General features: G+C 56.9%; 26 protein-coding genes. 17 read left to right on the top strand and 9 right to left on the bottom strand.

Annotation, left to right across the window (positions count from 1 at the left end; all coding sequences use genetic code 11):
• The first annotated feature begins 130 nt into the window (after nucleotides 1–130).
• Both phoB and phoR read left to right on the top strand, forming a co-directional pair.
• Nucleotides 131–820 carry a phosphate response regulator transcription factor PhoB gene (gene phoB, locus LGL98_RS19660; RefSeq protein WP_136033544.1) on the top strand — a complete coding sequence of 230 codons (690 nt, stop codon included), beginning with the start codon at nucleotides 131–133 and terminating at the stop codon, nucleotides 818–820.
• A 21-nt stretch (nucleotides 821–841) separates the two neighbouring features.
• Nucleotides 842–2,137 (top strand): phosphate regulon sensor histidine kinase PhoR, encoded by a 1,296-nt coding sequence (gene phoR, locus LGL98_RS19655; RefSeq protein ID WP_002890344.1) that lies wholly within the window; start codon nucleotides 842–844, stop codon nucleotides 2,135–2,137.
• Between the two features lie 79 nt (nucleotides 2,138–2,216).
• Here phoR and LGL98_RS19650 read toward each other — a convergent pair whose 3' ends face one another.
• On the bottom strand, nucleotides 2,217–2,558 hold the full coding sequence (locus tag LGL98_RS19650; protein WP_168435372.1) for a hypothetical protein: 342 nt from the start codon (nucleotides 2,556–2,558) through the stop codon (nucleotides 2,217–2,219).
• Here LGL98_RS19650 and brnQ point away from each other — a divergent pair.
• The 3 genes from brnQ to malZ all read left to right on the top strand — a co-directional run bounded on the left by brnQ (nucleotide 2,550) and on the right by malZ (nucleotide 7,299).
• Complete coding sequence (brnQ, locus tag LGL98_RS19645) at nucleotides 2,550–3,869, top strand: branched-chain amino acid transporter carrier protein BrnQ (RefSeq protein ID WP_136033542.1); 1,320 nt, start codon at nucleotides 2,550–2,552, stop codon at nucleotides 3,867–3,869. The genes LGL98_RS19650 and brnQ overlap by 9 nt on opposite strands.
• Before the next feature lie 87 nt (nucleotides 3,870–3,956).
• Nucleotides 3,957–5,330, top strand: coding sequence for a proline-specific permease ProY (proY, locus tag LGL98_RS19640; protein ID WP_136033540.1), 1,374 nt, complete (start codon nucleotides 3,957–3,959; stop codon nucleotides 5,328–5,330).
• 151 nt (nucleotides 5,331–5,481) lie between these two features.
• Nucleotides 5,482–7,299: a maltodextrin glucosidase gene (malZ, locus tag LGL98_RS19635; RefSeq protein WP_136033537.1), complete on the top strand. Its 1,818-nt coding sequence runs from the start codon at nucleotides 5,482–5,484 to the stop codon at nucleotides 7,297–7,299.
• On the opposite strand, the gene LGL98_RS19630 is transcribed toward malZ, so the two are convergent.
• Nucleotides 7,296–8,198 carry a LysR substrate-binding domain-containing protein gene (locus LGL98_RS19630; RefSeq protein ID WP_136033535.1) on the bottom strand — a complete coding sequence of 301 codons (903 nt, stop codon included), beginning with the start codon at nucleotides 8,196–8,198 and terminating at the stop codon, nucleotides 7,296–7,298. The two genes, malZ and LGL98_RS19630, sit on opposite strands and share 4 nt — an antisense overlap.
• Nucleotides 8,199–8,465: 267 nt before the next feature.
• Here LGL98_RS19630 and LGL98_RS19625 point away from each other — a divergent pair, with 267 nt between their 5' ends.
• From LGL98_RS19625 to LGL98_RS19615, 3 genes are all read left to right on the top strand, one after another.
• Nucleotides 8,466–9,107, top strand: coding sequence for a hydrolase (locus tag LGL98_RS19625; RefSeq protein WP_136033534.1), 642 nt, complete (start codon nucleotides 8,466–8,468; stop codon nucleotides 9,105–9,107).
• A 185-nt stretch (nucleotides 9,108–9,292) separates the two neighbouring features.
• A complete protein-coding gene (locus tag LGL98_RS19620; protein WP_136033532.1) occupies nucleotides 9,293–9,838 on the top strand; it encodes an antibiotic biosynthesis monooxygenase in 546 nt (181 codons plus the stop codon).
• A 24-nt stretch (nucleotides 9,839–9,862) separates the two neighbouring features.
• Entirely contained in the window at nucleotides 9,863–11,731 is a 1,869-nt protein-coding gene (locus LGL98_RS19615) for an amidohydrolase (RefSeq protein ID WP_136033530.1), read from the top strand.
• Nucleotides 11,732–11,789: 58 nt separating this feature from the next.
• Here the strand turns inward: LGL98_RS19615 and fba are convergent, their stop codons facing one another.
• The 5 genes from fba to LGL98_RS19590 all read right to left on the bottom strand — a co-directional run bounded on the left by fba (nucleotide 11,790) and on the right by LGL98_RS19590 (nucleotide 15,855).
• Nucleotides 11,790–12,644, bottom strand: coding sequence for a class II fructose-1,6-bisphosphate aldolase (fba, locus tag LGL98_RS19610; protein ID WP_168435381.1), 855 nt, complete (start codon nucleotides 12,642–12,644; stop codon nucleotides 11,790–11,792).
• Nucleotides 12,645–12,679: 35 nt separating this feature from the next.
• A complete protein-coding gene (locus LGL98_RS19605) occupies nucleotides 12,680–13,642 on the bottom strand; it encodes a carbohydrate kinase family protein (RefSeq protein ID WP_136033526.1) in 963 nt (320 codons plus the stop codon).
• A gap of 64 nt (nucleotides 13,643–13,706) precedes the next feature.
• Nucleotides 13,707–15,098, bottom strand: coding sequence for a PTS ascorbate transporter subunit IIC (gene ulaA / locus LGL98_RS19600; protein WP_136033524.1), 1,392 nt, complete (start codon nucleotides 15,096–15,098; stop codon nucleotides 13,707–13,709).
• A gap of 20 nt (nucleotides 15,099–15,118) precedes the next feature.
• Nucleotides 15,119–15,406 (bottom strand): PTS sugar transporter subunit IIB, encoded by a 288-nt coding sequence (locus tag LGL98_RS19595; protein WP_136033522.1) that lies wholly within the window; start codon nucleotides 15,404–15,406, stop codon nucleotides 15,119–15,121.
• A gap of 5 nt (nucleotides 15,407–15,411) precedes the next feature.
• Nucleotides 15,412–15,855, bottom strand: a complete 444-nt coding sequence (locus tag LGL98_RS19590) for a PTS sugar transporter subunit IIA (protein ID WP_136033520.1) — start codon at nucleotides 15,853–15,855, stop codon at nucleotides 15,412–15,414.
• Between the two features lie 55 nt (nucleotides 15,856–15,910).
• Between LGL98_RS19590 and LGL98_RS19585 the strand changes: the two genes are divergently transcribed.
• Nucleotides 15,911–16,078, top strand: a complete 168-nt coding sequence (locus LGL98_RS19585; RefSeq protein WP_168435371.1) for a hypothetical protein — start codon at nucleotides 15,911–15,913, stop codon at nucleotides 16,076–16,078.
• Between the two features lie 123 nt (nucleotides 16,079–16,201).
• On the opposite strand, the gene LGL98_RS19580 is transcribed toward LGL98_RS19585, so the two are convergent.
• Together LGL98_RS19580 and acpH are read right to left on the bottom strand one after the other, a co-directional pair.
• Nucleotides 16,202–16,804: a peroxiredoxin gene (locus tag LGL98_RS19580; protein WP_002890386.1), complete on the bottom strand. Its 603-nt coding sequence runs from the start codon at nucleotides 16,802–16,804 to the stop codon at nucleotides 16,202–16,204.
• Between the two features lie 127 nt (nucleotides 16,805–16,931).
• Nucleotides 16,932–17,513, bottom strand: coding sequence for an ACP phosphodiesterase (gene acpH / locus LGL98_RS19575; RefSeq protein ID WP_136033518.1), 582 nt, complete (start codon nucleotides 17,511–17,513; stop codon nucleotides 16,932–16,934).
• Nucleotides 17,514–17,587: 74 nt separating this feature from the next.
• Here acpH and LGL98_RS19570 point away from each other — a divergent pair, with 74 nt between their 5' ends.
• The 8 genes from LGL98_RS19570 (at nucleotide 17,588) to LGL98_RS19535 (ending at nucleotide 24,508) form a co-directional block, all read left to right on the top strand.
• Entirely contained in the window at nucleotides 17,588–17,704 is a 117-nt protein-coding gene (locus LGL98_RS19570; RefSeq protein ID WP_165931835.1) for a hypothetical protein, read from the top strand.
• Between the two features lie 64 nt (nucleotides 17,705–17,768).
• Nucleotides 17,769–18,833 carry a tRNA preQ1(34) S-adenosylmethionine ribosyltransferase-isomerase QueA gene (gene queA, locus LGL98_RS19565; protein WP_136033516.1) on the top strand — a complete coding sequence of 355 codons (1,065 nt, stop codon included), beginning with the start codon at nucleotides 17,769–17,771 and terminating at the stop codon, nucleotides 18,831–18,833.
• Nucleotides 18,834–18,947: 114 nt separating this feature from the next.
• Nucleotides 18,948–20,075, top strand: coding sequence for a tRNA guanosine(34) transglycosylase Tgt (gene tgt, locus LGL98_RS19560; RefSeq protein ID WP_002890395.1), 1,128 nt, complete (start codon nucleotides 18,948–18,950; stop codon nucleotides 20,073–20,075).
• Between the two features lie 22 nt (nucleotides 20,076–20,097).
• Nucleotides 20,098–20,430, top strand: a complete 333-nt coding sequence (gene yajC, locus LGL98_RS19555; protein WP_002890398.1) for a preprotein translocase subunit YajC — start codon at nucleotides 20,098–20,100, stop codon at nucleotides 20,428–20,430.
• A gap of 26 nt (nucleotides 20,431–20,456) precedes the next feature.
• Nucleotides 20,457–22,304 (top strand): protein translocase subunit SecD, encoded by a 1,848-nt coding sequence (secD, locus tag LGL98_RS19550; protein WP_002890400.1) that lies wholly within the window; start codon nucleotides 20,457–20,459, stop codon nucleotides 22,302–22,304.
• Between the two features lie 10 nt (nucleotides 22,305–22,314).
• Nucleotides 22,315–23,286 (top strand): protein translocase subunit SecF, encoded by a 972-nt coding sequence (gene secF / locus LGL98_RS19545; protein ID WP_002890403.1) that lies wholly within the window; start codon nucleotides 22,315–22,317, stop codon nucleotides 23,284–23,286.
• A 136-nt stretch (nucleotides 23,287–23,422) separates the two neighbouring features.
• Nucleotides 23,423–23,788, top strand: a complete 366-nt coding sequence (locus tag LGL98_RS19540) for a VOC family protein (protein WP_136033514.1) — start codon at nucleotides 23,423–23,425, stop codon at nucleotides 23,786–23,788.
• A gap of 24 nt (nucleotides 23,789–23,812) precedes the next feature.
• Nucleotides 23,813–24,508 carry a helix-turn-helix transcriptional regulator gene (locus LGL98_RS19535; protein WP_025710637.1) on the top strand — a complete coding sequence of 232 codons (696 nt, stop codon included), beginning with the start codon at nucleotides 23,813–23,815 and terminating at the stop codon, nucleotides 24,506–24,508.
• The last annotated feature ends 30 nt before the right edge of the window (nucleotides 24,509–24,538 follow it).

The raw sequence follows: 24,538 nt of genomic DNA, 5'->3' as shown, positions 1-24,538 counted from the left end.
GGGGTAAGTCCGCGTCGTGCTTCAAAATACCCGATCATCAGACGGTCATTTTTTTCATAAATCTGTCACAAAAGTGACGCATAATGACGCCGCACTTCTATACTGATGGCTAAAAAACACAGGGTAAATAATGGCGAGAAGAATTCTGGTCGTTGAAGATGAAGCTCCAATCCGCGAGATGGTCTGCTTTGTTCTGGAGCAAAATGGCTTTCAGCCTGTCGAAGCGGAAGATTATGACAGCGCGGTGAATCAACTCAATGAACCCTGGCCTGATTTGATTCTCCTGGACTGGATGCTGCCGGGTGGTTCGGGGCTGCAGTTTATTAAACTGCTCAAGCGTGAGGCGATGACGCGGGATATCCCGGTAGTAATGCTGACCGCGCGTGGGGAAGAAGAGGATCGCGTTCGCGGCCTGGAGACCGGCGCGGATGACTACATTACCAAGCCTTTCTCTCCGAAAGAGCTGGTGGCGCGAATCAAAGCGGTGATGCGCCGTATTTCGCCGATGGCGGTGGAAGAGGTGATTGAAATGCAGGGACTGAGCCTCGATCCTTCATCGCACCGGGTGATGACCGGCGACAATCCGCTGGACATGGGGCCGACGGAATTTAAATTATTGCACTTCTTTATGACCCATCCGGAGCGGGTATACAGCCGCGAACAGCTGCTGAACCACGTCTGGGGGACCAACGTTTATGTGGAAGACCGCACGGTTGACGTCCATATTCGCCGCCTGCGCAAAGCGCTGGAACACAGTGGCCATGATCGTATGGTGCAAACGGTTCGCGGCACGGGGTATCGTTTCTCCGCCCGTTTCTGAATTTTGACAGGAGTGTGACCCGTGCTGGAACGGCTGTCATGGAAAAGGCTGGCGCTGGAGCTCTTTTTAGCGTGTATTCCGGCCCTGATTCTGGGGGCGTTTGTGGGCCATCTGCCGTGGTTTTTACTGGCGGCAGTGACCGGTTTGCTGATCTGGCATTTCTGGAATTTGATGCGCCTGTCGTGGTGGCTATGGGTGGACCGGAGCATGACTCCTCCGCCAGGCCGCGGCAGCTGGGAGCCGCTGCTGTATGGTCTGCATCAGATGCAGATGCGTAATAAAAAGCGTCGACGTGAGCTGGGAAGCCTGATTAAACGCTTTCGCAGCGGGGCGGAATCGCTGCCGGATGCGGTCGTTTTGACCACGGAAGAGGGTGCCATTTTCTGGTGTAATGGCCTGGCGCAGCAGATTCTAAACCTGCGCTGGCCGGACGACAGTGGCCAAAACATTCTTAACCTTCTGCGCTATCCCGAGTTCGCCAACTATCTGAAGCAACGCGATTTTTCAAAGCCGCTCAATCTGGTGCTAAATAACGCCCGTCATCTGGAAATTCGCGTGATGCCCTACAGCGACAAGCAGTGGCTGATGGTGGCGCGCGACGTGACGCAGATGCATCAGCTGGAAGGGGCGCGGCGGAACTTTTTCGCCAACGTCAGCCATGAACTGCGCACCCCGCTAACGGTGCTGCAGGGCTATCTGGAGATGATGCAGGAGCAGGTGCTGGAGGGGGCGACCCGTGAAAAGGCCCTGCACACCATGCGGGAGCAAACTCAGCGTATGGAAGGCCTGGTGAAGCAGCTGCTGACGCTGTCGCGCATTGAAGCCGCGCCGGCGCTGGCGATGAATGACCGCATCGACGTGCCGATGATGCTGCGGGTGGTGGAGCGCGAGGCGCAAACCCTCAGCCAGGAAAAACAGACGCTGATCTTCACCGTTGACGAGCAGCTCAAGGTGCTGGGTAATGAAGAGCAGTTGCGCAGCGCCATTTCCAACCTGGTCTATAACGCGGTGAACCACACCCCGCCAGGGACCGAAATTCGCGTTAGCTGGCAGCGAACGCCACAGGGGGCGCTGTTCAGCGTCGAGGATAACGGGCCGGGTATTGCGCCGGAGCATATTCCTCGTCTGACCGAGCGTTTTTATCGGGTGGATAAGGCTCGCTCCCGGCAAACGGGGGGCAGCGGCCTGGGACTGGCGATCGTCAAACACGCGGTTAACCATCACGACAGCCGGCTGGAAATCGACAGCACAGTGGGCAAGGGAACCCGCTTTAGCTTCCTGCTCCCGGAACGATTAATTGCCAAAAATGACGCCTGATCGACGCGCTGTCAGTTTATCTTGCCAATGACCAGCTTCAGCTGGTCATTTTCATTGGCAGTCGTTTTTTCTCGCCTATTTAATGAGCGTGCGCTGCTTTTTTGTTCGCATGATAAGCCACGGGTTTTCTATCAATATGGTAAATGATTCTGGTATGAAAGTCATAACCAGCATAATCATCTGCTTTTGCGATCGTGCCTTGCTTTAAAACGTTATAAGCGTTTAAATTGCGCTTGCGCAGTCGATGACAGACTGTTTTTGCGTGGTAATACCAAAAACAATTCTTTCCCACGCCGCTTCGGGAGCATATCTCGCTGAGTTTACCGGCAATGGCCGCTGTATCGTCCCTGAGAGGGGAGCGCGGTATTTTTCCATTTTTTACAACACCACATCCACAGGCAGTAATGAATTTATGACCCATCAGTTAAAATCTCGCGACATCATAGCGTTGGGCTTTATGACCTTCGCGTTGTTCGTTGGCGCAGGCAACATTATTTTCCCTCCGATGGTGGGCTTACAGGCGGGCGAGCACGTCTGGACGGCGGCGATCGGCTTTTTGATCACTGCGGTGGGGCTGCCGGTGCTGACGGTGGTCGCGCTGGCGAAAGTCGGCGGCGGTGTTGAAAGCCTGAGCACCCCGATTGGTAAAGTGGCCGGTATCCTGCTGGCGGTGGTGTGTTATCTCGCGGTGGGACCGCTGTTCGCGACGCCGCGCACCGCGACCGTCTCCTTTGAGGTCGGCATTGCGCCGCTGACCGGCGACGGCCCGCTGCCGCTGCTGATCTACAGCGTTATCTACTTCGCGCTGGTGATCCTGGTCTCGCTCTATCCGGGGAAACTGCTGGATACAGTCGGCAATTTCCTTGCGCCGCTGAAGATTATTGCCCTGATCGTGCTGTCGGTTGCCGCCATCGTCTGGCCGGCGGGCCCGATCAGCGACGCGCTGGAAGCGTATCGCACGGCGCCCTTCTCCAATGGCTTCGTCAACGGCTACCTGACCATGGATACCCTTGGTGCGATGGTATTTGGCATCGTGATTGTTAATGCCGCTCGCTCACGCGGCGTCAGCGAAGCACGACTGTTGACCCGCTACACCGTTTGGGCTGGCCTGATGGCGGGCGTCGGTCTAACCCTGCTGTATCTGGCGCTGTTCCGTCTGGGCTCTGACAGTGCCACCCTCGTGGACCAGTCCGCCAACGGCGCCGCGATCCTCCACGCTTACGTGCAGCATACCTTCGGCGGGGCGGGCAGTTTCCTGCTGGCGGCGCTGATCTTCATCGCTTGCCTGGTGACGGCGGTGGGCCTGACCTGCGCCTGCGCCGAGTTCTTTGCCCAGTATCTGCCGTTCTCCTATCGCACGCTGGTCTTTATCCTCGGCCTGTTCTCTATGGCGGTCTCCAACCTTGGCCTGAGCCATCTGATTCAGGTGTCGATTCCGGTGCTGACCGCTATCTATCCGCCGTGTATCGCACTGGTTGTATTAAGCTTTACCCGCGGTTGGTGGCATAATTCGTCCCGCGTTATCGCACCGGCCATGTTTATCAGCCTGATGTTTGGTATCATTGACGGGATTAAGTCATCGGCGTTTGCCGCGATTCTGCCGGGCTGGACCGCGCGTCTGCCGCTGGCGGAGCAGGGCCTGGCCTGGCTGATGCCCACTGCCGTGATGGTAATCCTCGCGGTGATCTGGGATCGCGCAGCCGGACGTCAGGTGACTTCCAGCGCGCATTAACTGGCGTTGAGGACAAGCGTTTAACCACGGGACTTCGGGTTCCGTGGTTTTTTATTTTTTGTGTTAAACGGCATTGAAAAGACCACGATGGAAAGTAGTAACAAGCTTAAGCGCGGGCTAAGCACCCGGCATATCCGCTTTATGGCCCTGGGTTCCGCCATCGGCACCGGGCTTTTTTACGGCTCAGCCGACGCCATTAAAATGGCCGGACCCAGCGTGCTGTTGGCCTACATTATCGGTGGCGTCGCGGCATATATCATTATGCGGGCGCTCGGTGAGATGTCGGTGCATAATCCCGCCGCCAGCTCATTCTCCCGCTATGCCCAGGAAAACCTCGGCGGTCTGGCGGGCTATATCACCGGCTGGACCTACTGCTTTGAAATCCTGATCGTCGCCATCGCCGACGTTACCGCCTTCGGTATCTACATGGGCGTCTGGTTCCCGACGGTGCCGCACTGGATCTGGGTGCTCAGCGTGGTGCTGATCATCTGCGCCGTCAACCTGATGAGCGTCAAGGTGTTTGGCGAGCTGGAGTTCTGGTTCTCGTTCTTCAAAGTGGCCACCATTATCATCATGATCCTCGCCGGGTTCGGCATCATTATCTGGGGGATCGGCAACGGTGGCCAGCCGACGGGGATTCATAACCTGTGGAGTAATGGCGGCTTCTTCAGCAACGGTTGGCTGGGGATGGTGATGTCGCTGCAGATGGTGATGTTCGCCTACGGCGGCATCGAAATCATCGGTATTACCGCCGGTGAGGCGAAAGACCCGGAGAAATCCATTCCGCGCGCGATCAACTCGGTGCCGATGCGTATTCTGGTGTTCTACGTCGGCACGCTGTTCGTCATTATGTCCATCTACCCGTGGAATCAGGTGGGAACCGACGGCAGCCCCTTCGTCCTGACCTTCCAGCATCTGGGCATTACCTTCGCGGCCAGTATTCTTAACTTCGTGGTCCTGACGGCTTCGCTGTCGGCGATTAACTCCGACGTATTCGGGGTGGGCCGTATGCTGCACGGCATGGCAGAGCAGGGGAGTGCGCCCAAAGTGTTCGCCAAAACCTCGCGTCGCGGTATTCCGTGGGTGACAGTGATGGTGATGACCATTGCGTTGCTGTTTGCGGTATACCTTAATTACATCATGCCGGAGAACGTTTTCCTGGTGATCGCCTCCCTGGCCACCTTTGCCACGGTGTGGGTGTGGATTATGATCCTGCTGTCACAGATTGCCTTCCGCCGCCGTCTGTCGCCAGAAGAGGTCAAGGCGCTGAAGTTCAAAGTCCCTGGCGGGGTGGTGACCACGGTGATCGGCCTGCTGTTCCTGGCCTTTATTATCGCCCTGATCGGCTATCATCCGGACACCCGTATCTCGCTGTACGTCGGTATAGCGTGGATTGCGCTGTTGCTGCTCGGCTGGGTCTTTAAGACCCGCCGTGAGCGCCGTCTGGCGCAGGCGCAGTAATCAACATCGCCCCGGTCAGCATCGCGCGACCGGGGCGGCTTACGGTCCCGCGTCCTCCCCCGTTATCCTCCCCCAAAAAATCCTGTGATGATGAGTTCTGCGCCTGATGGCTATGGCAAGGTGTGCCCATTCTGCACAATGAGGATTCACGATGTTGAAGGCATGGCACCTTCCGGTTGCACCCTTTATCAAGGTGCAACAGGACCGACTATTTATTACTCTGTGGTTAAGCGGTGAGTCGCTGCCGCAGCGGATCACGCTGCGCGCGGAAGAGGATAACGAAGAGCTGTCGCTGCCGATGCAGCGGCTCCGCCAGGCGCCGCAGCCAGGCGTGGTGGCATGGCGCGGCGAAATCTCTCTCGCCAGCGGCCAGCCGCGCCGCCGCTACAGCTTTAAGCTGCTGTGGGCCGACCATCAGCGCTGGTTTACGCCACAAGGCTTCACCCGATTCCCGCCGGCCAGGCTGGAGCAGTTCGCCATTGACCTGCCGGACGCCGGCCCGCAGTGGGTAGCCGACCAGGTTTTCTACCAAATTTTTCCCGATCGCTTTGCCCGCAGCGCCGCGCGTGACGCCGACCAGGATGCGGTCTATTACCATCATGCGGCGGGACGGGAGATTGTGCGCAAGGGGTGGGACGAACCGTTAACCGGCGAGGCGGGCGGGTCGACGTTCTACGGCGGCGATCTCGACGGCATCAGCGAAAAACTTCCCTATCTGAAGCAGCTCGGCGTAACCGCTCTGTATCTGAACCCGGTTTTTGCCGCCCCCAGCGTGCATAAATACGATACCGAGGATTATCGGCGCGTCGATCCGCAGTTTGGCGGCGACGCGGCGCTGCTCCGGCTGCGCCACAACACCCAGCGGGCGGGAATGCGCATGATCCTCGACGGCGTGTTCAACCATACCGGCGATTCTCATCCCTGGTTCGACCGCCACCAGCAGAGCAGCGGCGGCGCCGGCCATTCCCCGGATTCGCCGTGGCGCGACTGGTTTACCTTCTCCGAGGAGGGGCAGGCGCACAACTGGCTGGGCTATGCCAGTCTGCCGAAGCTGGACTATCGGTCGACCAGCCTGGTCAACGAGATCTATGCCGGTGAAGACAGCATCGTACGCCACTGGCTGAAGGCGCCATGGAGCATGGACGGCTGGCGTCTGGACGTGGTGCATATGCTGGGCGAAGGCGGCGGGGCGCGGAATAACCTGCAGCATATCGCCGGCATTACCCAGGCGGCGAAGCAAGCGCAGCCGGAAGCTTTTGTCTTTGGCGAACATTTTGGCGATGCGCGACAATGGCTGCAGGCGGATGCCGAAGACGCGGCGATGAACTATCGCGGCTTCACCTTCCCGATCTGGGGATTCCTCGCCAATACCGATATCTCTTACGATCCGCAGAAAATAGACGCCCAGACCTGTATGGCGTGGATGGATAATTATCGCGCCGGGCTGTCGCATCAGCAGCAGCTGCGGATGTTCAACCAGCTCGACAGCCATGATACGGCGCGTTTTAAATCTCTTCTTGGCAAAGACGTAGCGCGCCTGCCGCTGGCGGTGGTGTGGCTGTTCAGCTGGCCGGGGGTTCCGTGCATCTACTACGGCGATGAGGTGGGCGTGGATGGCAATAACGATCCGTTCTGCCGGAAACCGTTCCCGTGGGACCCGGCGCTGCAGGATAGCCAGCTGCTGGCGCTCTATCAGCGGATGGCGAAACTGCGTAAGGCCCACCAGGCGCTGCGCTACGGTGGCTGTCAGGTGATTTACGCCGAGGATAATGTGGTGGTGTTTGTCCGCGTCTACAAACAGCAGCGGGTGCTGGTGGCGATTAACCGCGGGGAAGCCTGCGAGGTGGTTATCGAGGATTCCCCGCTGCTGAACGTGGCTGGGTGGACGCTGCAGGAGGGTGCCGGCGCCTTCCTGGACGGGGTGCTGACCCTCCCGGCCATCTCTGCCAGCGTCTGGTCCGGCCGTTAATGATAGAGCTGGCTCAGCAGGTCGCCGCGGAGGAGCGCCTCCCGCCACCAGCGCTGAGCCAGACCATCATTCCCGCTGCGCCAGGCCATATAGGTAATATCCTTTTCCCGCCAGCAGGCGACGCTTTTCTCCACCAGACTGCCTTTTTCCAGCCACGGGCGAGCGATATGACGCGGTAGAAAACCGCAGCCCAGCCCAGCGCACAGCAGTTCGACTTTACTGGCGAAATCATCGACGCCGATTTGCGGCTGTTCGTCGAGGAGATTGCTGTTTAGCGGATGGCAGTAGCGAGCGCTGTCGCGGATCACGATGGCCCGATGCTGGCTGAGCTGTTTATTAGTCAGTGGCGCTTTTGCCTGAGCCAATGGGTGATCCGGGGCGACCACGAAAAGGTTATCCAGCGTGCCGAGAGTTTGCCATGACCACTCCGCGGAGGTGGGGGGCTCATTGATGGCGCCGAGGATAATATCCGCCCCATGATGGGTCAGCTCTTCCCACGAACCGGCGAGGGTGTGATGGCTGAAGTTCAGTCGCGTCTGCGGGTTTTGCGCGTAAAACTCGGCGATCAGCGGCAACAGCACCGAAAAGGGAAACGAGGCGTCGAGGGCGATCGCCAGCTCTCGCTCCCAGCCCGCGCTCAGCTGTTGGGCCTGCTTTTCCAGATCTCTGGCGGCGCTTAAAAGCTGTCGCCCTTTCTCCAGCATCAGCCGCCCGGTATCAGTAAATTTTGCCCGATGGCCAGAGCGATCTAACAATACGATATTCAGATCGCTCTCCAGCTTCTGGATCATATAGCTCAGAGCTGCGGGGGTTTTATACAGCGACTCCGCGGCGGTGGCGAAGGATCCGTGGCGGTCAAGGGCATCAAGGATCATCAATACATCAAAGTTTACGCGCATGTGAAGCTATCCATTAATTTGTTTTCCCCTGTTGTACCTAAGCGCAATAATCAAAGCCAGTGAATAAATCAGAACAGTTTGGCGTAAAAATTTGATTAAAACAGGGGTGAATAAATCATGGTCGCGGCAAAAAATATAAACCATAAAAAATCCTTAATAACTTGTTAGAAATAACTGGCTATACTCACCATGCTTTATCAGTCAGGATCCACACGACGCATTAACCATCACGTCATCTTTTTAACTAATTGATTAAGAAGGTATTTAATGTCTATTCGTGAACTGCTCGATCCCACTAATTCCACACTTATCTTTATTGACCATCAGCCGCAAATGTCCTTTGGCGTGGCGAATATCGATCGCCAGACCCTGAAAAATAACACCGTGGCGCTGGCGAAAGCGGGCAAAATTTTTAATGTACCGGTGATTTATACCTCCGTAGAGACCAAAAGCTTCAGCGGTTATATCTGGCCGGAATTATTGGCCGTGCACCCTGACGTCAAGCCCATTGAACGTACCTCCATGAATTCCTGGGAAGACGACGCGTTTGTGGCAGCGGTGAAAGCGACCGGCCGTAAAAAGCTGGTGATCTCCGCCCTGTGGACCGAAGTCTGCCTGACCTTCCCGGCGTTGATGGCGCTGGAGGCGGGCTACGAGGTCTACGTGGTGACCGACACCTCCGGCGGCACCTCTGTCGACGCCCATGAACGGTCCATTGACCGGATGGTGCAGGCGGGCGCCGTGCCGGTGACCTGGCAGCAGGTGCTGTTGGAGTACCAGCGCGACTGGTCGCGCAAAGCGACCTACGATGCGGTAATGGATCTGGTGCGCGAACACAGCGGCGCCTACGGGATGGGCGTGGATTACGCTTATACCATGGTGCATGGCGCGCCGGAGCGCCAAGCGTAAATACACTTCATTCATCAAGCTGCCTCTTTGTTGGCTGCGTTTGTCCGCCCCGGTCACTGACTTATGTCAGCTACCGGGGACGAACAAATTTGCTGCTTCGACGCAGCATGAATGATGTTGTGTATGGTCATCTATGGCTAATGGCGGGAAGCATCCTGCCATTCCCCTGAAGCAAGGAACTCGTCATGGCGCAGCAAAAATCGGTGACCCTGGTTATCAGTCATCTGCTCGATCCGCAACACAGCCAGCGCTACGAAGAGTGGCTGGGTAAAATCATGCCCATTGCGGCAGAATTTCCCGGCCATCTCGGGGCGAATGTGATCCGACCCGCCGCCGGGCAGAATCTGTGGAGTGTGATTATCCGCTTCGACACCCTGGAGCACCTCTACGCCTGGACGCAGTCGGAAACCCGTCGGCAGCTGGTGGCTGAGATTGCCCCACTGCTGACGGAAGGCGATCGGACGGAGGTGCGGACCGAACCGGCCTTCTGGTTTACCCCGCCGGCGGTGAACGTACGCCAGCCGCGGCGCTGGAAACAGTTTCTAATCACTCTGCTGGTGATTTTCCCCAGCACCAACCTGGTGCCTGCGGTGACCGGCCTGCTGCTGCCGTCGCTTAAAGGAAACCTGCTGCTGCACCTCATCAATGATGCCTGCGTGGTTGCGCTGGTGGTCTGGTTCTGGATGCCCATCGTGACCCGCCTGTTTGCTGGCTGGTTGAAGAAAAACTGAGTCAGCCTCCTCAAGGAGTGCGTTATGTCGCAAACTGCCACACTGATTCTGACCCACGGTCAGATTCATACCCTCGATCGCGCGAACCCGCTGGCGGAAGCCGTGGCCATCGCCGACGGAAAAATTGTTGCTACCGGAAGCCACGATCGGATCATGAGCTTTGCCGCCGAGGGGACGCAAATCGTCGATCTCAAAGGGCATACGGTGATCCCGGGCCTCAACGATTCTCACCTGCACCTGATCCGCGGCGGGTTGAACTACAACCTTGAGCTCCGCTGGGAGGGCGTTCCCTCGCTGGCCGATGCCCTGCGAATGCTGAAGGATCAGGCCGATCGCACGCCGTCCCCGCAGTGGGTGAGAGTGGTCGGCGGCTGGAGCGAATTTCAATTCGCCGAGCGGCGGATGCCGACCCTGGAAGAGCTGAACGAGGCGGCGCCTGATACGCCGGTGTTTGTGCTCCATCTCTACGATCGCGCGCTGCTGAACCGCGCAGCGTTGAAAGCCGTGGGATATACCAAAGAGACGCCGGATCCGGTGGGCGGAGAGATCGTTCGCGATAGCCACGGCAACCCAACCGGGATGCTGATCGCCAGGCCGAACGCCATGATCCTCTACGCTACGCTGGCCAAAGGGCCGAAGCTGCCGCTGGATCTGCAGGTGAACTCTACCCGTCAGTTTATGCGTGAACTGAACCGACTGGGGCTGACCAGCGCCATCGACGCTGGGGGCGGCTTCCAGAATTATCCGGAAGATTACGAAATTATCGAACAGCTGCACGCGAAAGATCAGATGACCGTGCGCATCGCCTACAACCTGTTTACCCAGCGGCCGAAGCAGGAGCTGGAGGATTTCGAACGCTGGACCGATATGCTGAAGCCGGGGCAGGGGACCGACTTCTATCGCGCCAACGGCGCCGGCGAGATGCTGGTATTTTCGGCGGCGGATTTTGAAGATTTCCTGCAGCCGCGGCCGGATCTGCCGCAAGGCATGGAGGATGAGCTGGAGCGGGTGGTACGCCATCTGGTGGAGCATCGCTGGCCGTTCCGCCTGCATGCCACCTACGATGAGTCCATCAGCCGGATGCTGGACGTGTTTGAGAAGGTGAACCGCGATATCCCGTTTAATGGCCTGCACTGGTTCTTCGATCATGCCGAGACCATTACCGAGCGTAACATTGAGCGGGTGAAGGCGCTGGGGGGCGGTATTGCGGTGCAGCATCGGATGGCCTTCCAGGGCGAATATTTTGTCGATCGCTACGGCAAAGAGGCGGTGAAACATACCCCGCCGGTAGCGAAAATGCTGGCGCTGGACGTGCCGGTGGGGCTGGGCACCGATGCGACCCGTGTCGCCAGCTATAACCCGTGGACTGCGCTGTACTGGCTGGTCTCCGGGCGCACCGTAGGCGGGATGGCGATGTATGACGACGACAACCGCCTGCCGCGCGATATCGCGCTGGAGCTGTGGACGGCGGGCAGCGCCTGGTTCTCCAGTGAGCAGGGCAAGAAAGGCCGTCTGGCCGCTGGTCAGCTTGCCGATCTGGTGGTGCTGTCGAAAGACTACTTCAGCGTCGCGGAAGAGGAGATCAAAGGCATTGAGTCCGTGCTGACGGTAGTTGACGGCAAAGTGGTGTACGCTGCCGGTCACTTTTCGCCGCTGGCGCCGCCGCCCATTCCGGTGCTGCCGGAGTGGTCGCCGGTGGTGAAGGTCCCGGGCCATTATCGTTCCGCTCCGCCGGCGGCGGCTAAAATCGGCGCCATGGTCCAGATGCACCAGTGCTGCGGCAGCTGCGGCGTTCACGGCCATCAGCATGATATTGCGCGCAAGTCGTCGATTCCGGTCTCCGATGAGCAAGCTTTCTGGGGCGTGCTGGGCTGTTCCTGCTTTGCCTTCTGATACCTGACGCCTCCGCCCCGGCAGCTTCGGGGCGGAAGTTTCAGCCACAGGCCCGGCGTCAATAGCGCTGCTGTGAGCCAAAAAGCGCCATGCGGCGGGCAATCATCTCGCGTACCGGCTGCAGTCCCTGGGCGATGACTTTCCGCGGATCGTTCACATCGTGCCCGGTATCGGCGGCAAAGATCGCTTTCACCTGCTGGCACCAGGCGTACATATTTTCGGTATTAACGTTAATCTTGGCGGTGCCGCAGGCAATCGCCCGGCGCATATCCTCATCAGCAATACCGGTGCCGCCATGCAGCACCAGCGGGACCTTCACCCGCTCGGCAATGGCTTTCATCTCGGTAAATCCCAGCCTGGCTTTGCCTTTATACAGGCCATGGGTGGAACCCAGCGCGGCGGCGAGGCAATCCACCTGCGTTTCTGTCACCAGGGTATAGCACTCCTCAGGATCGGCGTAGATGACCTCGGAGTTAACGATACCGTCTTCACTGCCGGCGATGGTCCCCAGTTCGGCTTCTACGGAGATGCCCTTGCTGTGCGCCAGCTCCACCAGGTGGCGGGTGATGGCCAGGTTTTCTCTGAACGGCAGATGTGAACCATCAAACATAATGGAACTAAAGCCGGCAGCGATCGCGGCTTCGCAGGCTTCCTGGGTGGTGCCGTGATCCAGATGAAGGGCCACCGGAATATCAATATGTAAATAATCTATGGCATTAACCACAATATCATGAATACATTTTAACCCGAGCATATGCTTAACCGTGCCGCCGGACACGCCCAAAATAACCGGTGAGCGGCACTGCTGGGCGGTGCTTAATACGGCGCCGACCCATTCCAGATTATTAATGTTGAACTGACCGACGGCGTAACCGTTCTTTAGGGCATGCTGAAGCATGTCCTTCATCGACACTAACATAGTCACCTCTTGATATTTATTAAATGCGGTTATTCTTCAAAATATTGCTTTAAGTTTCTTTCGTAGCTATTTAACGAGTGATGGACGACTGCAAGATCCGGCATCGATTCCCGAACCCCTTTTTTCTCAATAGAAATGGCAGCGGTCAGGCTGGCAAATAAAATAATGTTATCTATATGCCACGAATAATGGACGCCATAGGTAAAGGCACCGTGAAAAACATCCCCGGCGCCGGTGGTATCAACGGCATTACACAGCCAGGACGGGACGATCTGCAGCATACCGCTTTTTAAAAAAGCGCAGCCTTTTTCGCCAAGGGTAATAAACGCTTCGCCGCGGCAAATTTTATTCAGCTCAATCAGGGCCGCTTTAATTTCTGCTTCGGTGCTTAGCGAGCGATAGCTCATATAATCGCGGGCGAAATGCTCACTCACTACAAAATAGTCAGTCCAGGCCGCCAGTTTAATATTGCTGGCACGCAGTGACCCCCCGTCCATCACGACTCTGGCGTTGGGCAGTTTCTTGATTAAGTATTCACTGATCTCCGCCTCATGACCGTCAATTAAGATGGTGACCGGCTCCTCGCTGGCAATCAGCCGCTCGGCGAGGTCGTCCAGTTTGAGCTTTTGCTCGTAGGTCAGGGAAGGCGGCGTTTGCATCTTGCGGGTAATAATCGTCCGCGAACCCGTTAAGCGATTGACCAGCACCGAGGCCAGCGGGGTGATCATGTCATCGGAGAATACCACCTGGCTGGTATCCACGCCCGCCTCGGCAAACTCATCGATAATGCGCTGGCCGTAAAGGTCCTGCTGCAGATGACCGATGTAATAGACCTCCTCACCCCACAATCCCAGCAGCCATGCCGCATTGGCCGCCGGGCCGCCGCCGCTTTCGATAAAATCATGACAAAAGTTTTTGGTATTCTCCTGAGGCCATTCGTTGAGAAAGAAAAACTGATCGAAACAAGCAAATCCGATGGACAAAATAGCCATAACCACTCCTGATTATTTGTCAGCGGCGGGAAGCGTGACCTTCCCACCGGGAAAAACGACGTCGCTAATTCCTTTTCTGCTTCGCTGTTAGCTCCTCATAGCTGAGCGTATCGCCCACCACCCGTACGTGGCGGAAACAGAAAGGCGCCAGCAGCGCGACGAGCAGCACCAGACAAATCAGATAGATAGTGACCTGGCCAAACTGGGTGAAGGCGTTACCGATAATGATGCCCCATACCGCGAAGTCGAAATCGGCGAAGGTGCTGTTTTCAAACCCGAGGTTGCCGAGCGCCGGCAGCAACATCGCCGGCAGGAAGGCGAGGAAGATCCCCCCGATAAAGGAGGCGATGATACATCCGCGCTTACCGCCCAGTTTGTCAGCGAAGACGCCGGACGTGCCGCCGCAGAAGAAGTGCGGCACCATGCCGGGAATAATCAGCGCCATGCCCAGCCCGCCGAGGAAGAGCATTCCGACCAGCCCGCCCACGAAGGAGCTGATGAATCCCACCACCACGGCGGTGGGGCTAAAGGTGAAGAATACCGCGCAGTCGACGGCCGGGATGGAGTCCGGGATCAGCTTCTGGCTGATGCCCTGAAATGCCGGTACCAGATCGCCGAGGATCAGCCGCACACCGTTGTACACAATGGCTACGCCAACGGCGAACTGCAGACCGGTCAGCACAGAGAAGATCAGCATGTTTTGATCGGTGATGGTGCTCAGGTACGCCGACCCGGCGACAGCGCTGCAGACAAAGTAGATAACAAACATCACGATACCGGTGGTGACCGTGGTATCGCGCAGAAAGCCCCACTTTTCTGAAATTTCGGTATCCGCGAAGGAATTCGCTGGATTGCCGGTCCGGCTGGCGATCCATGCCGAGAGGTAGTAGCCGAGAGAGCCGAAATGGCCCATGGCGATCCCGCCGTCTTCCGTGACCTGCTTGGTGTAACGCTGACCAATGGCGGGAGAGATGGCCGACCATGATCCCAGCAGGAATCCGCCGATCAGGATCAACATCCAGCCATGAAACTCTGCCGCCTGCAGGACGGCGGAAAACAGGCAGGCGAGAAAGAATGAGTGATGGCCGGTCAGAAAGATATATTTATACTTGGTACAGCGGGCGATAATCAGGTTAAAAATAAAGCCTAACAGCAAAATACTCATGGTTTCCACGCCCAGCATCTTCTGGGCGACGGAGACAATGGCTTCATTGTTTGGAATTACGCCGCGAATATTAAATCCGGCTTCGATAATTCCGCCCAGCGGGTTGAGGTTGGCAACGATAACGCCTGCCCCGGCACTCAACATTAAATAGCCTAAAATCGGCTTTAATGTGCCAGTAAGCAGTTTATTGCCAGGCGAGCGCAGCGCCACTAAACCAACAAAGGCGATAAGCCCCATTAAAAAGGCGGGTTGACTGAATATTTCCGCTAAGAAACTAAGAATAGCCTGCATGGTCGTTCCCTCTATGCTGGTTAAGGGTGAGCCGCCGCAATTTTGGTCAGCGCGTCGGTAATATCCTCGGCGATCTTCGCTTTATGGACGTAGCTGCGAATGATGGCGACATGACAGTGGGCCGGAAATTGATTTGCCAGTTCTTTGATCGTGATGTAAAGGTCAGCTTTTTCCCCGACGGCGTTAGCAAAATCAACCGAGGCGACGTCCGCTTTGATGCCTAATTCTTCACAGATCTTTTTCACATTATTTGCAGCCATTAATGAGCTGCCAATACCGTTACCACAAACCGTTCTGATAACTAACATAATGACTACTCCATTTGTTTTTGGATGAAATGTAAGACTGAATTCACGTCATTTTCCTGCTGAAGAAAGGTCACAATATCTGACTCGATCAGCGAGGCTATCAGTTGGATCATTTTGATATGACTGTCCGCGTCCGCGCCGGCGATAGCGATGACCACGGAAACCGGATCGAACTCATCGTGGCCGAAGGAGATTGGCCTGGCGGTGGTGACAAGTGAAAACCCGGTCTGTAATGCCCCTTTTTCCGGCCGGGCGTGCGGCATGGCAATCCCGTCATCTAACACGATGGCGGCGCCGAAATCTTCATATACCGTCAGCATCTCGTTGACATATTCGGCACTGCAAATCTGGCGCCTGGCGAGTAATGAACCCGCCATTTCGATGGCCTCTTCCGCACGGGAAATATTCTGCTTAAGGGCGATTAGCGTAGGGTCAAAAATAATATCCATCCTCGGCTCCTGAACGTATTCCTGTTCCTGAGTCAAATCATGACCAAATACATTGATGAAAATGATGGATGAGATCACATTCGAGGTTTTAAATATTGATGGCGATCACATCGGCGGCAAAGTACCGGCAGAAATCAATATAAATAATTTATATATTTTTCAGTGTATTACGAAGGATTTGTATTTTGACGCTGAAATTTGCCAGAGAAAAAGTGAGAGGTAGAGCGAAATATTTCGCCAGAAGTGTATTGCTGGTCACAAATATCGGTGGGTCATTTTCTTAAATTTTGACGCCGCTAACAAAAAAGGCCCGCCTGAGCGAGCCTTTTATTTAAACGCGTGCCGATTACAGGCTGGAAACGTTTTCGGTCAGGTATTTTGCAACGCCTTCCGGAGAGGCGGCCATACCTTCTTTTCCTTTTTCCCACTGCGCCGGGCAGACTTCGCCGTGCTCTTCGTGGAACTGCAGGGCGTCTACCATGCGCAGCATTTCGTCAATGTTACGGCCCAGCGGCAGGTCGTTAACTACCTGGTGACGAACGATGCCGTTGGCGTCGATCAGGAAGGAGCCGCGCAGCGCTACGCCTTCGTCCGGATGCTCGATACCGTACGCTTTCTGGATTTCACGTTTGATGTCAGCAACCATCGCGTATTTAACCGGGCCGATACCGCCCTGGTCTACCGGGGTGTTACGCCATGCGTTGTGCACGAACTCGGAGTCGAAGGAAACGCCAACCACTTCTACGCCGCGTTTCTGGAATTCTTCGTAACGTTTGTCGAACGCGATCAGCTCAGACGGGCAAACGAAGGTGAAGTCCATCGGCCAGAAGAACAGAACGGTAGGCTTACCGTTGGTGTGCTGTTTGAAATTGAATTTCTCAACGATCTCACCATTACCCAGCACAGCGGCTGCAGTAAAATCCGGCGCTTGACGAGTGACCAGAACCATTTGATTCTCCTGTAATTACTAAGGTTATTTGGAACGCAACGCGGGCAAGTATAGAGCCTGCCCGGCAATAACACAAAGAGGCCCTAACAATCGTTCAGCCAGCTTTTACCTATCAATGACGTGGCTATTACAGCTGTTTGTTTTCTGCCTGGCGCATCATCTGCGGATAAAAGCGCCAGAACTGCTCCTCCAGCTGGTCGTAGTGGGTATCCAGATCCTGCCAGGAGTCGCGCAGCGCCTCGAGACGCGGACGGCGGCTGGCCATGCCGTTAAGCACGCGCTGAATAAAATCCATCTCCCGATAGCGCTCCAGCCAGCGCTCCGACCACAGGTACTGATTCAGATTGACGAAGCGGGGCGGCGAGTCGGGCAGGATGGGAACAATCTGCTGCTCGGCGTAGCGCACGAACTCGTCCAGCGGCAGGTCAGGGGAGAGCTGCGCCCAGTGCTGCGACAGGAAATGATCCCACATGACGTCGAGGGTGATGGGGGCGACGCGGCGGGTCTGCGGGCGAAACCACTCCCGCGCCTCTTTGACTTCCGCCAGATTGTCAGTCATCACGTCAATCCGCCGATGCATATAGATGCCGTCGATGATCTCCGCCGGATAGACGCCCTGCGGGTTGCCGCGCACGAAGTCGGCCATCAGGTTGCCGGGCAACGAACTGTCGGCGAGATGGGCCAGGTGCAGGTGGGCGAGAAAATTCATAAAACGACATCCTTTAAATACGAGCGGGCGGGTGGCGTCACCGATGTTGTGCTGAACGGCGCCTCAGTGGCCGAATGGCATGCTGTCTGGCCGCGCGCGGCACCTTTGCCACCGGTAAGGCATTCGGTTGCCGCATGGCGGCATTCGGAATGATTCGGAATATAGATTATGTCATTCATCCGGAGGGGTAAAGGTTGCAGGCAGACCGCCCCGGCACTAGACTACCCGCCTCTTTATTCAGTCTGAGTTACCGTCATGCGCGTTACCGATTTTGCTTTTGAACTACCCGAATCTCTGATTGCCCACTATCCGATGCCTGAGCGCAGTAGCTGTCGCTTGCTCTCCCTGGACGGGCCGACGGGCGCGCTGACGCATGGCACCTTCACCGACATCCTCGATAAGCTCAATCCAGGCGATCTGCTGGTGTTTAACAACACCCGGGTGATCCCGGCGCGTCTGTTCGGTCGTAAGGCCAGCGGCGGCAAGATTGAAGTGCTGGTGGAGAGGATGCTGGATGATAAGCGCATTCTGGCCCATATTCGCGCCTCGAAAGCGCCGAAGCCGGGCGCCGAGCTGCTGCTGGGCGACGACGAGAGCATTCAGGCCACCATGCTGGCGCGTCACGGCGCGCTGTTTGAAGTGGAATTTAACGACGAGCGCCCGGTGCTGGAGATCCTTAACGGGATTGGCCATATGCCGCTGCCGCCCTATATTGACCGCCCGGACGAAGAGGCCGACCGCGAGCTCTATCAAACCGTCTACGGCACCAGACCGGGCGCGGTAGCCGCCCCGACCGCTGGTCTGCACTTCGACGAACCGCTGCTGGACAAACTGCGCGCCAAAGGCGTTGAGATGGCGTTTGTCACCCTGCACGTGGGCGCGGGTACCTTCCAGCCGGTGCGCGTCGACAGCATTGAAGAGCACACTATGCACTCCGAATATGCCGAAGTGCCGCAGGAGGTGGTCGATGCGGTGCTGGCGGCGAAAGCGCGCGGCAACCGCGTGATTGCGGTAGGCACCACCTCGGTACGCTCGCTGGAGAGCGCGGCGCAGGCGGCGAAAGATGCCCTGATTGCGCCATTCTTCAACGATACGCAGATTTTCATCTATCCAGGTTATCAGTACCAGGTGATCGATGCGCTGGTGACTAACTTCCATCTCCCTGAATCCACACTGATTATGCTGGTGTCGGCATTTGCGGGTTATCAGCACACCATGAACGCCTATAAGGTGGCGGTGGAGCAGAAATACCGCTTTTTTAGCTACGGGGATGCGATGTTTATCACGTACAATCCGCAGGCTATTTCTGAGCGTCCTTAAACAGGCCGGTACCGGTACGCCGGCTTGTAGACGCCATAACGCATTTTTTAGCTACGGAATCATTCCGTGGCGAGTATGAAAACGTCGGACTGTTTTTCTGACGCAGGAGCAAGCATGAAATTTGAACTGGATACCACCGACGGTCGCGCCCGCCGCGGTCGCCTGGTGTTTGAGCGCGGCGTGGTGGAAACACCGGCCTTTATGCCCGTTGGCACCTACGGCACCGTCAAAGGGATGACGCCGGAAGAGGTGGAAGCCACCGGCGCGCAGATTATTCTCGGCAACACCTTCCACCTGTGGCTGCGTCCGGGTCAGGAGATCATGAAGCTGCACGGCGATCTGCACGATTTTATGCAGTGGAAAGGACCGATCCTGACCGACTCCGGCGGCTTCCAGGTGTTCAGCCTTGGCGATATCCGTAAGATCACCGAGCAGGGCGTCCACTTCCGCAATCCGATCAACGGCGATCCGATTTTCCTCGATCCGGAAAAATCGATGGAGATTCAGTACGATCTCGGTTCCGACATCGTGATGATCTTCGACGAATGTACGCCGTACCCGGCGGACTGGGATTACGCCAAGCGCTCAATGGAGATGTCTCTGCGCTGGGCGAAGCGCAGCCGCGACCGTTTCGATAGCCTTGGCAATAAAAATGCGCTGTTCGGCATTATTCAGGGTAGCGTTTACGAAGATTTACGCGATATCTCGGTGAAAGGTCTGGTAGAGATTGGCTTTGATGGCTACGCTGTCGGCGGTTTGGCGGTCGGTGAGCCGAAGGAAGACATGCATCGCATTCTGGAGCACGTCTGCCCGCAGATCCCGGCCGATAAACCACGATACCTGATGGGCGTCGGGAAGCCGGAAGATCTGGTGGAAGGGGTACGTCGCGGTATCGATATGTTCGACTGCGTCATGCCGACGCGCAACGCGCGTAACGGCCACCTGTTCGTCACCGACGGCGTGGTGAAAATCCGCAACGCGAAGCACAAAAGCGATACCGCGCCGCTGGACGCCGAGTGTGATTGCTATACATGTCGCAATTATTCACGCGCTTACTTGCATCACCTCGACCGTTGCAACGAAATATTGGGCGCGCGTCTCAATACCATTCATAACCTGCGCTACTATCAGCGTTTAATGGCTGGTTTACGCAAGGCTATCGAAGAGGGTAAATTAGAGAGCTTCGTGACCGATTTTTACCAACGTCAGGGGCGCACCGTGCCTCCTTTGAACGTTGATTAATTTTAATAATGAGGGAATTTCAATGAGCTTTTTTATTTCTGATGCGGTAGCGGCAACGGGTGCACCGGCGCAGGGCAGCCCGATGTCTCTGATTCTGATGCTGGTGGTGTTCGGTCTGATTTTTTACTTCATGATCCTGCGTCCACAGCAGAAGCGCACCAAGGAACATAAGAACCTGATGAACTCCATCGCCAAAGGTGATGAAGTGCTGACCAACGGCGGTCTGGTCGGTCGCGTGACCAAAGTAGCGGAAACTGGCTACATTGCTATCGCGCTGAACGATACCACTGAAGTGGTTATCAAACGTGACTTCGTTGCTGCCGTTCTGCCGAAAGGCACCATGAAGGCGCTGTAATCTAACTTTTCCCAAAGGGAACTGCCGTGTTAAACCGTTATCCTTTGTGGAAGTACGTCATGCTGGTCGTCGTTATTGTCGTCGGCCTGATCTATGCGCTTCCCAACCTGTATGGTGAGGATCCGGCTGTTCAAATCACTGGCGCGCGCGGCGTCGCCGCCAGTGAGCAAACGCTGATCCAGGTCCAGAAAACTTTACAAGAAGAAAAAATAACCGCGAAGTCTGTGGCACTGGAAGAGGGCGCTATTCTTGCGCGCTTCGACACCACTGATACCCAGCTGCGCGCGCGCGAAGCGCTGCTTAACGTGCTGGGTGACAAATACGTCGTGGCGCTGAACCTTGCTCCGGCAACCCCACGCTGGCTGGCGGCACTCTATGCCGAGCCGATGAAGCTGGGTCTTGATCTGCGCGGCGGCGTGCACTTCCTGATGGAAGTCGACATGGACACCGCGTTAGGCAAACTGCAGGAACAGAACATCGATAGCCTGCGCAGCGAGCTGCGTGACAAAGGCATTCCTTACGCGACCGTGCGTAAAGAAGACAACTACGGTCTGAGCATCGTCTTCCGCGACAGCGCGGCGCGCGACCAGGCTATCTCTTATCTCAGCCCTCGCCATCGCGATCTGGTTATCTCCTCTCAGGGTGACAACAGCCTGAAAGCGGTGATGACCGATGAGCGCCTGAAAGAAGCCCGTGAGTACGCGGTTCAGCAGAACATTAATATCCTGCGTAACCGTGTTAACCAGCTGGGCGTCGCCGAGCCGCTGGTTCAGCGTCAGGGCGCTGACCGCATCGTGGTTGAGCTGCCAGGTATCCAGGATACCGCGCGTGCGAAGGAAATCCTTGGCGCGACCGCGACCCTCGAGTTCCGTCTGGTCAATACTAACGTGGACCAGTCCGCTGCCGCCTCTGGCCGCGTGCCGGGCGACTCGGAGGTGAAGCAGACGCGTGAAGGCCAGCCGGTAGTGCTATATAAGCGGGTGATTCTGACCGGTGACCATATCACCGACTCCACCTCCAGCATGGATGAGTACAACCAGCCGCAGGTTAATATCTCGCTGGACAGCGCGGGCGGTAACATCATGTCTAACTTCACTAAGGACAACATCGGCAAGCCGATGGCGACCCTGTTCGTGGAGTATAAAGACAGCGGTAAGAAAGACGCCAACGGGCGCGCTATCCTGGCGAAAGAGGAAGAGGTGATTAACATCGCCAACATCCAGTCGCGTCTGGGTAACAGCTTCCGTATCACCGGTATCAGCAACCCGAACGAAGCGCGCCAGCTGTCGCTGCTGCTGCGTGCCGGTGCGCTGATTGCGCCGATTCAGATCGTCGAAGAGCGGACTATCGGCCCAACCTTGGGAATGCAGAACATCAAGCAGGGTCTGGAAGCCTGTCTGGCCGGTCTGGTGGTCTCTATCCTGTTCATGATCCTCTTCTATAAGAAGTTCGGCCTGATTGCGACCTCGGCGCTGATTGCCAACCTGATACTGATTGTCGGCATTATGTCCCTGATCCCGGGGGCGACGCTGACCATGCCGGGCATCGCGGGTATCGTGTTAACCCTTGCGGTGGCGGTCGATGCTAACGTTCTGATCAACGAGCGTATCAAAGAAGAGCTGAGCAACGGGCGTACCGTTCAGCAGGCGATTGACGAAGGTTATCGCGGCGCGTTCAGCTCGATCTTCGACGCCAACGTGACGACGCTTATCAAAGTGATCATCCTGTACGCGGTCGGTACCGGTGCCATTAAAGGGTTTGCGATTACCACCGGTATCGGTATCGCGACCTCAATGTTTACCGCTATCGTCGGCACCCGTGCCATCGTGAACCTGCTGTACGGCGGCAAGCGCGTTAAAAAGCTGTCTATCTGAGGAGTGCGTTGTGGCACAGGAATATACTGTTGAACAATTGAACCACGGCCGTAAAGTCTGGGACTTTATGCGCTGGGACTACTGGGCCTTCGGCATTTCAGGTTTTCTGCTGATTGTGTCGATCGCCATCATCGGCGTTCGTGGGTTTAACTGGGGGCTCGATTTCACCGGCGGTACGGTGATTGAAATTACCCTTGAGAAACCGGTCGATCTGGATCAGATGCGCGATTCCCTGCAGAAAGCGGGCTTTGAAGAGCCGCAGGTGCAGAACTTTGGCAGCAGCCGCGACATCATGGTACGTATGCCGCCGGTGCATGACGCCAACGGCAGCCAGGAGCTGGGCAGCAAGGTCGTGACGGTGATTAACGAATCGACCAGCCAGAATGCGGCAGTGAAGCGTATTGAGTTTGTCGGCCCGAGCGTCGGTGCGGACCTCGCGCAAACCGGCGCCCTGGCGCTGATTGCGGCGCTGGTCTGTATCCTGATCTACGTCGGCTTCCGCTTCGAATGGCGTCTGGCCGCCGGGGTGGTTATCGCCCTGGCGCACGACGTGGTGATCACCATGGGCGTGCTGTCGCTGTTCCATATCGAGATCGACCTGACCATTGTGGCCTCGTTGATGTCGGTTATCGGCTACTCGCTGAACGACAGTATCGTGGTATCGGACCGTATCCGTGAAAACTTCCGTAAGATCCGCCGCGGTACGCCGTACGAGATCTTTAACGTGTCGTTGACCCAGACGCTGCACCGTACCTTGATCACCTCTGGTACCACTTTGATGGTGATCCTGATGCTGTTCCTGTTCGGCGGCCCGATTCTGGAAGGTTTCTCGCTGACCATGCTGATCGGTGTCTCCATCGGTACGGCTTCTTCTATCTACGTCGCTTCCGCGCTGGCGTTGAAGCTGGGCATGAAGCGCGAGCATCTGATCCAGCAGAAGGTCGAGAAAGAAGGGGCGGATCAGCCGTCTATTCTGCCGTAATCCGGTTCAGTTGATATAAAGCAATCCCGGCCCTTGCGGCCGGGATTTTTTTGCCCGCGACAAAACCTGCTGACAGTATGCTGTCAGGAGCCCTCCCATACACTGCCTCTGAACTCACTAACGAGCAGGAGGAAGTATGAACAATGTGATTAACTGGTTTGAAATTCCGGTCGCTGACATGGAACGCGCCGTCGCGTTTTATGAACCGGTGATGCAAGTGACGCTGCGTCGCGAAACCATGGACTGCGCCGAGCTGGCGGTGTTCCCGCATCAGGATCCGGCCCCCGGCGGCGCGCTGGCCAAATTTGAGGGTATCGCGCCCTCGGCGCAGGGCGCTATTATTTACCTGCATACAGACCATCTTGCCGCCACCCTGGAGCGCGTTGCCTTGGCGGGTGGGGCCTGTGTCTTCGGCCCGCTGACGCTGCCGAATGATATTGGCACCATCGCCCTGTTTACTGACAGCGAGGGCAACCGCGTCGGCCTGCACCAGCCGGCTTAACCTGAACGTTTTGTGAAGTGAGACATGACCCGACGCGCCGACCGTTTATTTCAGATTGTGCAGATCCTGCGCGGCAGGCGGCTCACTACCGCCGCGCTGCTGGCGGAGCGGCTGGGCGTGTCGGAGCGTACCGTCTATCGCGATATTCGCGATCTCTCCCTCTCCGGCGTGCCGGTGGAGGGCGAGGCGGGCAGCGGCTACCGGTTGCTGGCGGGCTACGATCTGCCGCCGCTGATGCTGACCACCAAAGAATCCGAAGCGCTGATCGCCGCGATTCGGCTGCTGAAAACCTGGGGCGGTGAGGCGCTGTCGCAGTCGCTGGAATCCGCCCAGGAAAAAATGCTGGCGATCCTCCCGGAGGCGCGCCGGCGCCAGGCGGAGCAGACCCGCCTGTTTGCCCCCGATCTCGGCGCCCATCGCTATGCCAAAACCTTCTTTGACGTCATTCATCAGGCGGTCTCCGGCCAGCAGGTGCTGGCTCTGCGCTATCAGGATGAGTCCGGTCGGGTGACCGAGCGCGACGTGCTGCCGCTGGGGCTGTTTTTCTGGGGGGAGCGCTGGCTGCTGGTGGCCTGGTGCGAGCTGCGTAATGATTATCGTAACTTTCGCCTCGACCGCTGTCTGGCGGTCAGGGCGACCGAACGTCGATTTAGCGAGTGCGCCGAACGCTCATTAAACGATTTTTTGCGCAAAGTCCGCTGCGAGGTGCGAGAGAAATAAAAACGCCCGGGTGGCCCGGGCGCTGTCTTG

Origin of the sequence: Klebsiella africana (genome assembly GCF_020526085.1) — a bacterium.
In the GTDB taxonomy this organism is placed as follows: domain Bacteria; phylum Pseudomonadota; class Gammaproteobacteria; order Enterobacterales; family Enterobacteriaceae; genus Klebsiella; species Klebsiella africana.
Note: the sequence above shows the minus strand (reverse complement) of the source record. Positions and strands in the feature narration are given on the sequence as shown.

Excerpts from the sequence above, each read along its gene's own strand:
- LGL98_RS19535 (WP_025710637.1), top strand. The coding sequence starts at position 23,813 with ATGACCCGACGCGCCGACCGTTTATTTCAGATTGTGCAGATCCTGCGC.
- proY (WP_136033540.1), top strand. The coding sequence starts at position 3,957 with ATGGAAAGTAGTAACAAGCTTAAGCGCGGGCTAAGCACCCGGCATATC.
- LGL98_RS19570 (WP_165931835.1), top strand. The coding sequence starts at position 17,588 with ATGGCATGCTGTCTGGCCGCGCGCGGCACCTTTGCCACCGGTAAGGCA.
- brnQ (WP_136033542.1), top strand. The coding sequence starts at position 2,550 with ATGACCCATCAGTTAAAATCTCGCGACATCATAGCGTTGGGCTTTATG.
- LGL98_RS19605 (WP_136033526.1), bottom strand. The coding sequence starts at position 13,642 with ATGGCTATTTTGTCCATCGGATTTGCTTGTTTCGATCAGTTTTTCTTT.
- phoB (WP_136033544.1), top strand. The coding sequence starts at position 131 with ATGGCGAGAAGAATTCTGGTCGTTGAAGATGAAGCTCCAATCCGCGAG.
- LGL98_RS19595 (WP_136033522.1), bottom strand. The coding sequence starts at position 15,406 with ATGTTAGTTATCAGAACGGTTTGTGGTAACGGTATTGGCAGCTCATTA.
- LGL98_RS19630 (WP_136033535.1), bottom strand. The coding sequence starts at position 8,198 with ATGCGCGTAAACTTTGATGTATTGATGATCCTTGATGCCCTTGACCGC.
- yajC (WP_002890398.1), top strand. The coding sequence starts at position 20,098 with ATGAGCTTTTTTATTTCTGATGCGGTAGCGGCAACGGGTGCACCGGCG.
- LGL98_RS19625 (WP_136033534.1), top strand. The coding sequence starts at position 8,466 with ATGTCTATTCGTGAACTGCTCGATCCCACTAATTCCACACTTATCTTT.
- LGL98_RS19615 (WP_136033530.1), top strand. The coding sequence starts at position 9,863 with ATGTCGCAAACTGCCACACTGATTCTGACCCACGGTCAGATTCATACC.
- LGL98_RS19620 (WP_136033532.1), top strand. The coding sequence starts at position 9,293 with ATGGCGCAGCAAAAATCGGTGACCCTGGTTATCAGTCATCTGCTCGAT.
- acpH (WP_136033518.1), bottom strand. The coding sequence starts at position 17,513 with ATGAATTTTCTCGCCCACCTGCACCTGGCCCATCTCGCCGACAGTTCG.
- LGL98_RS19585 (WP_168435371.1), top strand. The coding sequence starts at position 15,911 with ATGAAAATGATGGATGAGATCACATTCGAGGTTTTAAATATTGATGGC.
- LGL98_RS19580 (WP_002890386.1), bottom strand. The coding sequence starts at position 16,804 with ATGGTTCTGGTCACTCGTCAAGCGCCGGATTTTACTGCAGCCGCTGTG.
- LGL98_RS19540 (WP_136033514.1), top strand. The coding sequence starts at position 23,423 with ATGAACAATGTGATTAACTGGTTTGAAATTCCGGTCGCTGACATGGAA.
- LGL98_RS19590 (WP_136033520.1), bottom strand. The coding sequence starts at position 15,855 with ATGGATATTATTTTTGACCCTACGCTAATCGCCCTTAAGCAGAATATT.
- LGL98_RS19650 (WP_168435372.1), bottom strand. The coding sequence starts at position 2,558 with ATGGGTCATAAATTCATTACTGCCTGTGGATGTGGTGTTGTAAAAAAT.
- queA (WP_136033516.1), top strand. The coding sequence starts at position 17,769 with ATGCGCGTTACCGATTTTGCTTTTGAACTACCCGAATCTCTGATTGCC.
- ulaA (WP_136033524.1), bottom strand. The coding sequence starts at position 15,098 with ATGCAGGCTATTCTTAGTTTCTTAGCGGAAATATTCAGTCAACCCGCC.
- tgt (WP_002890395.1), top strand. The coding sequence starts at position 18,948 with ATGAAATTTGAACTGGATACCACCGACGGTCGCGCCCGCCGCGGTCGC.
- malZ (WP_136033537.1), top strand. The coding sequence starts at position 5,482 with ATGTTGAAGGCATGGCACCTTCCGGTTGCACCCTTTATCAAGGTGCAA.